This window comes from Brevibacillus sp. AG (assembly GCF_028369215.1).
In the GTDB taxonomy this organism is placed as follows: Bacteria; Bacillota; Bacilli; order Brevibacillales; family Brevibacillaceae; genus Brevibacillus; species Brevibacillus porteri.
On record NZ_JAQMYO010000002.1, the window covers coordinates 298,116 to 311,348 of the forward strand.

Sequence of the window (13,233 nt, forward strand, 5' to 3'; positions counted from 1 at the left end):
CACGTGCGGTAACATTTTTTCTTAGCTGGGCCCGAGTCTGCTCCTGACTCGGCTAGGTTGCGTTCGTCTCCCCCATCTGCCTTTGTTGGGAGGCGGGCGATCTTTGATGCGACGGAGTTGAATGGAGATGGAATGGAAACGAAAAGTAAATTGGCGGATTCTCGTGGTAGCCTTATGCCTGATCTTGACCTTTTCGACGTTGAGCTTTCGAATTTATTGGATCCAAACAGCAAACTCCGCCACAATCATGCAGACTGCACAGAAACAGTGGGATAGGGCGCATGTCTTGAAGCCAAAGCGTGGAGCGATCTATGATCGAAACGGAGAGATTTTGGCGTATGATGGGAAGGCCTATACAGTAAATGCAAGGCTGAAGCCACTTGATGCGAGAGACGAAGATGTGGTGAAAGACCCTTACTACACAGCGAATATGCTGGCTCCTATTTTGAATGCGCCTGTTCCAGAATTGGTGAAGAATTTGACCAAATCAAGTAAAGTAGTGGAATTGGGACGCTACGGGCTAAAGATCAGTGAAGAGCAGAGAAACCGCATTCTGAATTTGCAATATCCGACACTGCCAAGCGGTGAGAAGCTCAAAAAGAATCAGCTCCCAGGAATCTATTTGACTGAAACGACTCGCCGGGTTTATCCGAATAACGCCTTCGCTTCCCATGTGATCGGTTATCTTGATTTGTATGATGAACCGAAAATGGGGATTGAGCTGAAATTGAACGAAGAATTGGCTGGAAAAAAGGGAAATATTGCCTACCAAAAGGATCGCGCAGGCTACCAGCTGCCAGACGGAGAAGGGGAGTACATTCCGGCAAAGGATGGTTTAGATGTTTACCTGACAATTGACCGGCAAATCCAGAATTATGTAGAACAAGCGCTTGACAAGGTGGAGCAGCAGTACAAGCCACAGGGCATGACGGTGATTGTAGCCGACCCACAAAGCGGTGAGGTTCTGGCCATGGGCAACCGCTCACAGTTCAATCCGAATACGTACTACAACGGGATTGAGAATTACAATAACCATGCTGTCACCACAATGTTTGAGCCGGGCTCTACGTTTAAGATTATTACTCTTGCGGCAGCGATTGAAGAAAAAATGTTTAATCAGAATGAAACCTATCAATCAGGTGCTTATACCATCAAGGGGCAGATTCCGATCCGTGACCACAACAATGGTGCCGGTTGGGGAACTATCACCTTTTTGGAAGGGGTTCAGCGATCCAGTAACGTATTGTTTGCGAAGTTGGGGTATGAACGGTTGAAGCTGGAGGGTTTGAAGAAATACTTCAAAAAATTCGGGATGGGTGAAGTAACCGGAATTGAGCTTCCCTACGAGAAAAAAGGAAGTCTGATCAACCTGGAAAAACCTCGGTCACCACGTGACTGGGCTGCAACAACGTATGGACAAGCAGCGACGGTTACGGCGATCCAGCAGGTTGCCGCTGTAGGGGCGATCGCGAATGGAGGAGAGCTTCTAAAACCTCATATTGTAAAAGAAATGCGCGATCCTCACACGGGAGCAGTCGTCAGTCGGACGCAACGTGAAGCTGTGGAGAGGGTTGTAAGTGAAGCGACTGCGAAACAGACACGAGACATTTTGGGTAAGGTTGTCTCAGAGAAGCCCGGGACCGGTTTGCAATATCAGATCGAAGGGTACCAAGTGGCGGGAAAAACGGGAACTGCACAAAAATATGATCCCAACACAGGAAAAATTATGGATGGACGTTATGTAGTATCATTCATCGGTTTTGCGCCAAAAGACAATCCAAAGCTGTTGGTCTATGTCGTTATTGATGATCCGCAAACAGATGCTTGGTATGCATTGTGGGGTAAAATGATGCTCGCTCCAATGTTTACATCCATTATGGAACGCAGCCTGCAATATTTGCAGCAGCAGCCTGATCTGTCGGTAGTCAAGGATAAACAGACTGAAAAGCCGACGACGAAAAAAGAAGCGCAGGCAGCACTTGCATCTTCACCTGCGACATTGAAGACATTGCCTAAGTTTGAAGGGATGTCCACGACAGCCGCGCAATTGCGGGCAAAGCAGGACAGTTTGACTGTCACGGTAGCCGGGACAGGTACGAAAATCGTCAAACAGTATCCGGAAGCCTATGAACAGGTCGTTCCGGGTGAACAGATCATCCTCGTAACAGATAGGGTCAAAGGAACAAAGATGCCTGATTTCAAAGGAAAATCATTGCGTGACGTCATGGAGTTCAGCTCTTTGATCAATCTCGAAATGAAATCGACTGGAACTGGATTCGTCACCCAACAAAGTATTCCTCCGGGAACGGTGCTCCAGGGTACAGAGCTGCTTCAGGTGACGCTGCAATCCGTGTCCGAACCACCTGCACCGACTACACCACCTCCAGGTCAGGAGGGCGGCACAGTGCCTGCTACAACGACTCCAAACAATCAAGGGTCGAATCCTACTACAAATCCAACAGGTGGAAATAATCCGGCTCCGCCATCTTCCGGTCAGCAAACTGGGCAAGGTGGTGAAGCACAGCCGCCAGCATCTGGACAGGCACCTCCTCCTGACAAACCAGGAGACCAAACGACGCAAACACCGACAACTCCATAGTTCTAACTAGTCCCCCCTGCGAATAAGGTTAAGAAGAGACAACCTATTTGAGGGGGGACTCGCTTTGCGGGTATCCAATGCTACTGTACGCCGACGCATTTTTATCATCTTGATTGTAGGAGTCGTTTTGTATTCGGCACTTGTCACCCGTTTGGGGTATGTTCAATTGATAGAAGGACCGAAACTCTCGCAAATGTCAGATGAACTGCTCAAGCGGGAAATTAAATTTCAACCCAATCGCGGTCGCATTCTAGACAGAAGCGGCAATGAGCTCGTGACGAATATGACCGTCCCTACACTGGTATCGGTAGGGGCGCAAATCAAAGACCCTAAAGAAACAGCGAGACAGCTCGCCGTCATTTTGGAGCAAAAAGAAGAAGATGTATTTCGTGCCATTACGAAAAAAGAAATGAGTAACAACCAGATTCCAGGTGGAAGAAAACTGTCTATTGAAAAGGCGAGAAAAATACAAGAATTGAATTTGCCAGGTATATACTTGGCAGGAGATACGAAGCGTTTTTACCCGAACGGAAATATGGCAGCCCATATTCTTGGTTTCACAGGCATTGACAATCAAGGGTTGACAGGGCTTGAAAAAATTTACGATCCCTTCTTGATGGGGACCGAGGGGCATATTTCATTTCCGTCTGATGCCAAAGGGCGTGTACTGCCAGGTGGAACAGAAGACTACGTAGCACCCGTAAATGGCATGGACATGTATTTAACACTCGACAATACCATCCAATCGTTTATCGAACGCGAGCTGGATCAGGCGGTGGTCGCTTATCAGCCTGATGATGTGCTGGCGATCGCCATGAATCCAAAGACAGGAGAAATATTGGGGATGGGAAGTCGCCCGACTTTTCAACCGGATGCGTACAGGGACTATCCTTCAGAGGTGTACAATAGAAATCTCCCTATCTGGAAAACATACGAGCCTGGTTCCACTTTCAAGATCGTGACCCTTGCAGCGGCTTTGAATGAAGGTGTCATCAATTTGAACGAGGGATTTTACGATCCGGGTTTCATTAATGTGGCAGGTAAGCGATTGCGATGCTGGAAGCGGCAGGGGCATGGACAGGAAACGATGCTGGAAGTGGTAGAGAATTCTTGTAACCCTGGCTTTGTTACGATGGGCCAGCGGCTGCAAAAAGAACGACTTTTTGACTACATCAAAAAATTTGGCTTCGGACAAAAGACAGGGATCGATTTGATCGGCGAAGAAAACGGGCTGTTATTCAACTTGAATAAAGTGGGACCGGTAGAGCTGGGTACGACTTCTTTCGGTCAAGGGGTATCGGTAACACCGATTCAACAAATGGCGGCAGTCTCAGCTGCTATCAATGGTGGCAAACTTATGAAGCCGTTTGTTGCCAAAGAATGGCGGGATAGTGTGACACACGATGTCGTAGCAAGGACCTTGCCGACGGAAGTTCGACAGGTGATTACTGCGGAGACCTCAGCCAAAGTTCGGCATGCGTTGGAAAGTGTGGTCGCTCAAGGAACGGGTAATAAGGCATATATTGAAGGATATCGGGTAGGAGGAAAGACGGGAACCGCGCAAAAAGTAAAAAATGGCCGTTACGTAGATGGGGAATACATCGTGTCGTTTATCGGCTTTGCGCCGGCGGATGATCCACAGATTGTCGTATATTTCGCCGTGGACAATCCGAAAGCACTGGCGTTTGGTGGATTGATTGCCGCCCCGAGTGTAAAAAGTATCATGGAATCCTCCCTTCAACATTTGAATGTACCCAAACGAAAAGATGGCATCCCCAAGGAAATTAACAAAGCACTTGGAGAAAGGGCGCCAATTGAAGTGCCAAACATGGTCGGACAGTCCATGAGAGACGTAGTGACAACGTATGATACTCTGCCGCTAGTCGTTTCAGGTAAAGGACAGTACGTCATCCAGCAGTCCCCTGCACCTGGAGTAAAAATTGATGAGGGCGGAAAAATTCGCATATACCTTGGTGACAAATCGACCAATTAGCTATAAAATGAGATTTCGAAGGCGGAGGGGAGTAGGCTTGTCTACGTTCGCTCTGCCTTTGTTCGTCAAGACTGCGCCTAAATGAACGGCGTAGCCAAGTACAAATGTTCAAATTTCTGTCTATACTAGTTGGAGAATGGGGTGCCTGTTTCATGTTTCTACGGGATCTGCTCATGCCTTTGTTGCCAGTAACGGTTTCGGGGTATGACAGCATGGAGATTACGGGTTTGACAGCAGACTCGCGCCAGGTAAAGCCCGGCTACTTGTTTGTCTGTCTGACTGGATATACCGTGGATGGACATACGTTCGCGGCCCAGGCGGTGAAGGATGGTGCCGTTGCCGTGTTATCCGAACAAGATCTGGACGTGCCAGCGACTATTGTCAAAGTACCGGATACCCGGCGGGCAATGGCTATGCTGGCTGATCGTATTTTCGGATCTCCTACGAAAGAAGTAAAAGTCATTGGCGTAACGGGGACAAATGGCAAGACGACCACTACACATCTGATCGACAAAATATTATGCGATCAAAGCAAGCAAACAGGCTTAATCGGAACGATCCATATGAGAATTGGAGACGTAACGGAAGAAGTCAAGAATACGACTCCGGATGCCATAGATTTACAAAGAAGCTTTCGCCGTATGTGCGATGTAAACACAGACTATGCGATTATTGAGGTTTCCTCTCATGCACTGGAGCTGGGAAGAGTCCGCGGTTGTGAAATTCATACAGCGGTTTTCACCAACCTGACGCAGGATCACCTCGACTATCATAAAACGATGGAAAACTATCGCTACGCCAAATCATTGTTGTTTTCCCAGCTGGGCAACAGCTATGACACAGACCGTCTAAAAACGGCTGTACTGAATGCGGATGACGAGGCGTCCGAATTATATGCTGCCGTTACACCGGCGCGAGTCATTACATACGGCATTGATCAACCAGCAGATGTAAGGGCAAAACAAATCGAAATCACCAGTAAAGGAACTTCTTTTACAGTCGAAAGCTTCGCTGGTAGTGCGCGTCTGAACTTGAAGCTGATGGGAAAGTTCAATGTGTATAACGCTTTGGCAGCCATCGCGGTTACACTCGCAGAAGGGATTCCACTAGAGGAAATCAAAGCGAGCCTGGAAGAGGTAGCGGGCGTAAATGGGCGATTTGAAGCAGTAGATGCTGGTCAGCCGTTTGCGGTGCTCGTCGACTACTCCCACACGCCAGACAGCTTGGAAAATGCATTAATGACCGTCAAGGAATTTGCCCGTGGCAACGTATTTTGCATTGTTGGTTGCGGAGGCGACAGAGATCGAACCAAACGCCCAATCATGGCGCAAATTGCAACGAAATATGCTGATCTGACCGTCTTAACATCAGATAATCCGCGTTCAGAGGAGCCGCAAGCGATTCTCGATGACATGCTGGCTGGCTTGTCGGAAGTGGCAGCTGATCGTTATACGGCGCTGACAGACCGACGCGAAGCAATTGCGCATGCCGTTTCGCTTGCAAAGCCGGACGATGTGATCTTGATCGCCGGAAAAGGACACGAAACGTATCAAATTATTAAAGACCAGGTGTTGCCCTTCGATGACCGTGAAGTTGCGCGCGAAGCGATTGCCCGGTACAACCAAGAATAGAACAGATGCCACACACTGCATCGAAAGAAAGGGGGCTCGGGCATGTTCGTTGACAACGTCCTAATCGTCACGATCGTCGCTGCGTTTCTCATCGCTGTACTCATTGGCCCATTGTTTATTCCCTTCCTTCGCCGCCTGAAATTTGGGCAGGCAATTCGTGAGGAAGGACCGCAATCCCATTTTAAGAAGGCTGGAACTCCCACGATGGGAGGCACCATCATTCTTTTGGCACTCATATTTACCGTGTTGAAGTTTGCCAATGCGAAAATGGAAATTTACTTCCTGTTATTGGTGACTCTCGGATACGGTTTAATCGGGTTTCTGGATGATTTCATCAAAATCAAGAAAAAACGCAACCTCGGGTTGACCGCCAAACAGAAGTTTGCTGGTCAGATTGTCTTGGCAATCGGCGCTTATATTTTGCTGCTCATGATGGGGCATGACACGTCAATCCATCTGCCAGGTACACCGTGGAAGCTCGAGCTTGGCTATTTTTACTTCCCATTCCTGTTGTTCCTGTTGGTAGGTACAACGAATGCCGTTAACATCACAGATGGATTGGATGGACTATTGGCAGGGACGGGAGCAATTGCTTTTGGTGCTTATGCGATCATCGCATGGTTTGGTCAAGATTATGACACCGCTATTTTTAGTGCGGCTGTTGTAGGTGCGGTACTTGGCTTCCTCGTTTTCAATGCACATCCGGCACGTGTGTTCATGGGTGATACCGGTTCACTCGGACTGGGTGGAGCACTTGCGGGAATTGCAATCATGACCAAGACGGAATTGCTCTTGGCTATTATCGGTGGGGTATTTGTTGTCGAGACGCTCTCTGTTATTATGCAGGTAGTCTCCTTTAAGACACGTGGAAAGCGTATTTTCCGTATGAGTCCCCTGCATCATCATTTTGAATTAACAGGCTGGTCAGAGTGGCGCGTGGTTGTCACGTTCTGGCTCGTCGGTATGTTCTTTGCTGGATTGGGTGTATACCTTGAGGTGGTGACAATCAGATGATGCGTTTTCAAGATAAGCATGTCGTCGTTATTGGTATGGCAAAGAGCGGTGTGGCAGTGGCAAAACTGCTACACCGCTTTGGTGCTCATGTCGTCGTAAATGATAAAAAGCCACGTGAAGAAGCGGTGGGGATAGAAGAGCTGGAATCGTTGGGGATTCCGGTCATTTGCGGCTATCACCCAGATGATCTGATTCATGAAGGTGTATCCCTTGTGGTCAAAAATCCGGGGATTCCGTATGAAGCAGCACCTGTCAAGCAGGCGCAGGCACTAGGCATTCCTGTTGTGACGGAGGTGGAGCTGGCCTCCCAGATTGCCAAGGCACCGATTATCGGCATTACAGGCTCCAATGGCAAGACCACTACCACTACGCTCGTCGGACTGATTTTCAAAGAAGCGGGTCTGGATGCGAAGGTAGGAGGCAACATTGGTACCGTGTTGTGCGGCCTGGCGGAGGAAGCTGGTCCTGACGAATGGCTCGTTGCCGAATTGAGTAGCTTCCAACTGATGGGGACGAGGGAATTCCGCCCGCATATCGGTGTTTTGCTCAATCTGTATCCTGCACATCTCGATTACCATCACAACATGGAAGAGTATTTGGCAGCCAAACTAAAAATGTTTGCCAACCAAACGGCAGATGACGCAGCTATTTTGCCATATGACCAACCAGAGATCGTAGAAAAATGCAAAGACCTCCCTGCAACCATCTACTACTTTAGCAAGAGTCAAGAGGTGCCAAAGGGAGCTTTTGTCAAGGATGGTTTGATCCTGTTTGCGGATGGGAATGGGAATACAGAGCCAATCGTTTCGATAGCGGACATTACCGTTCCTCATCTGGACAACGCTCTGGCAGCAATTCTTGTTGCGAAGCTCGCAGGCGCGGACAAGCAATCGATTATACAAGTTCTTACTACCTTCCCAGGGGTAGAGCACCGGATGGAGTTCGTGGATTCGATTCGCGGTGTCAAATACTTCAATGATTCAAAAGCAACCAACCCGGAAGCGGCATCGCGTGCCTTGCAAGCATGTAAGGAGCCGGTCGTATGGATTTGCGGCGGGCTGGATCGTGGTGTTGATTTTCGGGAACTGCTGCCTGTGATCCAAGGTCGGGTAAAAGCAGTTATCGCTCTCGGGCAAACGGCTCCGATTTTATTGGAACGTGCTCAGGAAGCAGGGATTAATGAGCGTATCCATGTCGATACTGTGGAAAAAGCCGTTCTTGCTGCTTCCCAGTTGGCCGAATCAGGTGATGTGGTTTTACTGAGCCCTGCTTGTGCGAGTTGGGACATGTTTCCTTCGTTTGAGACAAGGGGGAGCATGTTTAAGGACGGCGTGCATAGACTTAAAACAAGCCTAGCATAACGTCCCACTGTACCATCAAGAATATGACAAAAGCGGGACGGCATGAGAAAGGATGACCTGGCACAATGAGCAAGGTACGCTCTGCCCCCGACTTCGTAATTATTTTTGCAACACTTTTTTTATTGGGAATTGGCATCGTGATGGTGTACAGCGCCAGCGCGATCGTGGCGCAAAAGCCGCCGTTTTCTGATCCGTATTTTTTCGCCAAGCGGCAACTGATCTTCGCTCTGTTAGGGATTACATCCATGTACATTACGATGAATATCGACTACTGGGTGTGGAAGCAATGGGCCAAGCCAGGGTATTTGGTGAGCATCGGTTTGCTGATTTTGGTTCTGATCATCGGGATTGAAGTAAATGGTTCGAAAAGCTGGCTTGGTTTTGGAGCCTTTGGAATTCAACCAGGTGAATTTGCGAAGCTGGGCGTCGTTGCGTTCCTGGCTAGATGGCTCTCCGATAATCAGAAGCAAATTGTGTTGTTCCGAAAAGGTCTTATGCCTGCCTTGGGAATCCCGGTTCTGTGTTTTGGCTTGATCATGCTGCAACCGGATTTGGGCACAGGGACGGTTTTGATGGGAACAGCAGTTGTCATGATTTTTGCTTCAGGTGCGCGGATCAGTCATTTTGTCGGACTGGGAATGATCGGAGTTGTTGGCTTCATCGGCTTAGTTTTGTCAGCCCCTTACCGAATCAAAAGGATTACGTCCTTCCTCGATCCGTGGTCTGACCCGCTCAATACCGGCTATCAAATCATCCAATCCCTTTACGCGATCGGTCCCGGCGGTTTGTTGGGTCTTGGTCTAGGGCAAAGCAGACAGAAGCATTTGTACTTACCTGAGCCTTACAATGATTTTATTTTCTCGATTGTCGCGGAGGAGCTTGGCTTTATCGGAGGCACGCTCATTCTCCTGCTTTTCCTCCTCTTGTTGTGGAGGGGAATGCGAACGGCGATTACGGCTCCAGATTTGTTCGGAAGCTTGCTTGCACTAGGGATCATTGGCATGATTGCCATCCAGGTGGTCATCAATATTGGTGTTGTGACAGGGATGTTTCCGGTGACAGGGATCACGTTGCCGTTCTTAAGCTACGGTGGTTCATCATTGACACTGATGCTCACTGGTGTAGGTGTCTTATTGAACATCTCTCGTTTTTCTCGATAATAGAAACCTCAACGGGGAGTACGCAATCAGCAAGTAATCAGTCTATTGCTACTCCTTCTCAAAAAAGGGTGTGATCGTATGCGTGTCGTCTTAACAGGCGGTGGCACAGGTGGACATATTTATCCGGCGCTTGCGGTGGCGAGGGAAGTTTCCCGCCAAAATCCGCAGGCTGCCTTTTTGTATATTGGTAGTAAAAAAGGCTTGGAAGCAGGTTTGGTTCCGAGATCAAATATACCTTTCCAATCCGTGGAAATTAGCGGGTTGAAACGCAAGCTGTCGTTGGACAACCTGAAGACCTTGTGGAAATTCGTCCGGGCAGTTGGGGATGCGAAGAAAATGTTGCGCGAATTCAAACCGGATGTCGTAATTGGGACGGGTGGCTACGTATGTGGTCCAGTCGTATATGCAGCTTCGCGATTGGGGATTCCGACTCTCATCCATGAGCAAAACGTAGTGCCAGGCTTGACCAACAAGTTTCTTTCTCGTTCAGCAACTCGGGTGGCCGTTTCGTTCAAAGAATCGCTTGCCCATTTTCCCCCGTCCAAAACGGTACTGACCGGAAATCCGCGTGCAACGGAAGTTATGCACGGTAATGCAGAGGCGGGTCGTAGCTTTTTGGGCGTGGACAACAACAAAAAAATCGTGCTGATCTTTGGCGGTAGCAGGGGAGCGCGCGCAATAAATGAGGCGGTGCTTTCAGTTGTTACGCAGTTGGGCAAATATGCCGATACCCATTTTGTATATGTGACAGGCGACGTTCATTTTGAAACGATTTCGGCACAGCTTCGTGAACTGGGAACACTTCCAAGTAACATTTCTGTGCTTCCTTTCGTCCATAATATGCCGGATGTTTTGGCGGCGACGCATGTATTGGTTGGTCGTGCAGGGGCATCTACCTTGGCTGAAATAACGGCACTAGGTGTGCCTTCGATCTTGATTCCGTCCCCGTATGTCACGAACAACCATCAAGAGAAAAATGCAAGAGGATTGGAGCGCGCAGGGGCAGCTCATGTTATCGTAGAGCGGGAGCTTACCGGAGAGAGCTTGCTACTTTCCTTGGAAAATATCCTTGCCAATCCAGCGAAATGGGAAGAAATGAAAAACAGTGCTCTTTCCTTGGGGATGCCGCAAGCAGCGACGGAGATTGTCCGTCAATTAGAGGCGATTACATGAAAAAAATGATCGGATGGGCGATTGTCACGCCGATCTGGGCGAACGCATAGTATGGAGCAAACACGTGAGAAGACTAGGTCCGACCTAGCAAACGTATCAGGAGGTTCACAAATGAAAAAGATCGCAGATGAACTCATGCAAGCAGGAATCGAAAAAGTGTGGACCGATGAACCCCTTGCTAATCATACAACGTGGCGGATCGGGGGTCCTGCTGATTTGTTAATCCAACCAAAGGATAAAGCATCCTTGCAAAAAGCCTTGCAGATCATCCATCGTCATGAAATTCCTTGGAGTGTAATCGGGCGCGGCTCAAACCTTCTGGTGAGGGACAGAGGGATACGTGGAGCCGTGCTTAAAGTGGCCGAGGGTTTAAGCCACTGTGAGTTCAGGGGCGAAGAGGTGTGTGTGGGTGCCGGATATTCCATGATCCGCCTGGCGGTGGAGACAGGCAAGATGGGATTAACAGGTATGGAGTTTGCAGGAGGGATTCCTGGTACGGTAGGCGGCGCCGTCTATATGAATGCGGGGGCACACGGATCTGATCTTTCACGTATTCTTATTGATGCCGAGATCCTTTTCGACAACGGCGAAAGTAAAGTGTTGAGTAACGAGGAACTGAGCTTTAGTTATCGGACGTCTCTTTTGCAAAAGCAAAAAGGGATCGTGTTAGAAGCCCGTTTTCAATTGAGGAAGGGCGACCGCAAGGAGATTGCGGCCACGCTCGCTGCCAATAAGGAACGACGGCGCAATACGCAGCCACTGCAGATGCCGTGTGCCGGCAGCGTGTTCCGAAATCCGCCAAATGACCACGCAGGTCGCCTGATTGAGGCGGCTGGGCTGAAGGGCTATCGGGTCGGAGGAGCTCAGGTTTCAGAAAAACACTCCAACTTCATCGTGAATTGCGGAGGTGCAACGGCTGCCGACGTCCTCACCTTGATTGATCACGTGCGGAGCACCATTCTCGAGAAAAATGGGATTGACCTGCATCCGGAAGTCCTGGTGGTGGGCGAGGGGTAACACGGAGGTGAAAGTTTGGAGACTTTTGCGATCGAAGGCGGAAGACCTCTGTCCGGTTCGCTTCGGATCCAAGGTGCTAAGAACGCTGCTCTTCCCATTCTTGCCGCTGCTGTGCTCGCGGAAGGGCAATTCTATATCTATGACGTCCCCCATCTAAAAGACATTAAAGTCATGCTCGAAATCTTGACGCTGCTTGGGGCGAATACGAAGCATGAGGACGGATGTGTCGATCTGGATACAACATCTGTCTGTGTCCCGCAGGTGCCGGATGATTTAATGAGCCAAATGCGATCTTCGATTTTTTTGGCGGGACCACTCCTGGCACGTCTGGGTGAGGTCACGATTTCTAGGCCAGGTGGATGTGACATTGGAGAGCGCAGGATTGACTTACACTTGGCTGGATTGACTGCGCTAGGAGCCAAGATCGAAGAATCGGAAGGCTACATTACATTTCGGGCCAAACAATTGCGTGGGTCCAATATCTTTCTTTCCTTCCCTAGTGTGGGCGCGACGGAAAATATCATGATGGCGGCTGTGCTGGCAAAAGGCACGACCCGAATTTGTAATGCAGCACGAGAACCGGAAATCATCGACCTCCAAAATTTCCTGAATGCAATGGGGGCGCGGATCAGAGGGGCAGGCACCGATACGATTGAGATCAGTGGTGTACCTCGCTTGCGTTCCGTCAGTTACCGGATCATACCGGACAGGATTGTGACAGGAACCTATCTGCTGGCTGTCGGTATTTCACAGGGACATATCGAATTGACCAATACACTGCCTGAGCAATTGATGGCATTGATTGAGGTCGCCCGTAGCTGCGGTGTTGAAATCAAGACCCGCCATGATATAATGGAAATCAAAAGCACCTCCCGTCCACGTGCCTACGACCGGATCATCACCTCGCCATATCCAGGGTTTCCAACCGATTTGCAGGCGCAGCTGATGGTGTTTCTGTCACAGGCTAGGGGAACGAGTGTCATCAAAGAGACCATTTTTGAAGGAAGATTCAAACATGTGAATGAATTGGCGCGAATGGGCGCCTCTATATACGTAGATCTTGGCTCCGCAATCATTCGGGGTGTCAACAAATTGACCGCTACGAATGTCGAAGCTACCGATCTTCGAGCAGGTGCTGCCTTAGTCCTCGCAGGGCTTGCTGCAGAAGGTATTACCACGGTGAACCAGATCCATCATATCGATCGCGGATACGATCGGCTGGAAGAGCAGTTGCTTCAATTAGGAGCCGATATATCACGCGTATCGATTTAACCGAGGGAGAGTG

The 13,233-nt window shown here is 49.2% G+C and carries 9 protein-coding genes; all 9 read left to right on the plus strand.

Features of this window, described 5'->3' with window-relative positions:
• Nucleotides 1–127: 127 nt before the first annotated feature.
• The 9 genes from POF51_RS06425 to murA all read left to right on the plus strand — a co-directional run bounded on the left by POF51_RS06425 (nt 128) and on the right by murA (nt 13,220).
• Complete coding sequence (locus POF51_RS06425) at nt 128–2,599, plus strand: penicillin-binding protein (protein WP_271754504.1); 2,472 nt, start codon at nt 128–130, stop codon at nt 2,597–2,599.
• Between the two features lie 64 nt (nt 2,600–2,663).
• A complete protein-coding gene (locus POF51_RS06430) occupies nt 2,664–4,592 on the plus strand; it encodes a stage V sporulation protein D (protein WP_069849624.1) in 1,929 nt (642 codons plus the stop codon).
• A 152-nt stretch (nt 4,593–4,744) separates the two neighbouring features.
• Nucleotides 4,745–6,223: a UDP-N-acetylmuramoyl-L-alanyl-D-glutamate--2,6-diaminopimelate ligase gene (locus POF51_RS06435; RefSeq protein ID WP_271754507.1), complete on the plus strand. Its 1,479-nt coding sequence runs from the start codon at nt 4,745–4,747 to the stop codon at nt 6,221–6,223.
• A gap of 42 nt (nt 6,224–6,265) precedes the next feature.
• Complete coding sequence (gene mraY / locus POF51_RS06440) at nt 6,266–7,237, plus strand: phospho-N-acetylmuramoyl-pentapeptide-transferase (RefSeq protein WP_015892099.1); 972 nt, start codon at nt 6,266–6,268, stop codon at nt 7,235–7,237.
• Nucleotides 7,234–8,598 (plus strand): UDP-N-acetylmuramoyl-L-alanine--D-glutamate ligase, encoded by a 1,365-nt coding sequence (gene murD, locus POF51_RS06445; RefSeq protein ID WP_069849620.1) that lies wholly within the window; start codon nt 7,234–7,236, stop codon nt 8,596–8,598. Before mraY ends, murD begins: the two co-directional genes overlap by 4 nt.
• A 65-nt stretch (nt 8,599–8,663) precedes the next feature.
• Nucleotides 8,664–9,758 carry a stage V sporulation protein E gene (gene spoVE, locus POF51_RS06450; protein WP_017249560.1) on the plus strand — a complete coding sequence of 365 codons (1,095 nt, stop codon included), beginning with the start codon at nt 8,664–8,666 and terminating at the stop codon, nt 9,756–9,758.
• Nucleotides 9,759–9,836: 78 nt separating this feature from the next.
• Nucleotides 9,837–10,931 (plus strand): undecaprenyldiphospho-muramoylpentapeptide beta-N-acetylglucosaminyltransferase, encoded by a 1,095-nt coding sequence (gene murG, locus POF51_RS06455; RefSeq protein ID WP_271754512.1) that lies wholly within the window; start codon nt 9,837–9,839, stop codon nt 10,929–10,931.
• Nucleotides 10,932–11,042: 111 nt separating this feature from the next.
• Nucleotides 11,043–11,948, plus strand: a complete 906-nt coding sequence (gene murB / locus POF51_RS06460) for a UDP-N-acetylmuramate dehydrogenase (protein WP_017249558.1) — start codon at nt 11,043–11,045, stop codon at nt 11,946–11,948.
• A gap of 15 nt (nt 11,949–11,963) precedes the next feature.
• A complete protein-coding gene (murA, locus tag POF51_RS06465; protein ID WP_017249557.1) occupies nt 11,964–13,220 on the plus strand; it encodes a UDP-N-acetylglucosamine 1-carboxyvinyltransferase in 1,257 nt (418 codons plus the stop codon).
• Nucleotides 13,221–13,233 lie beyond the last annotated feature (13 nt).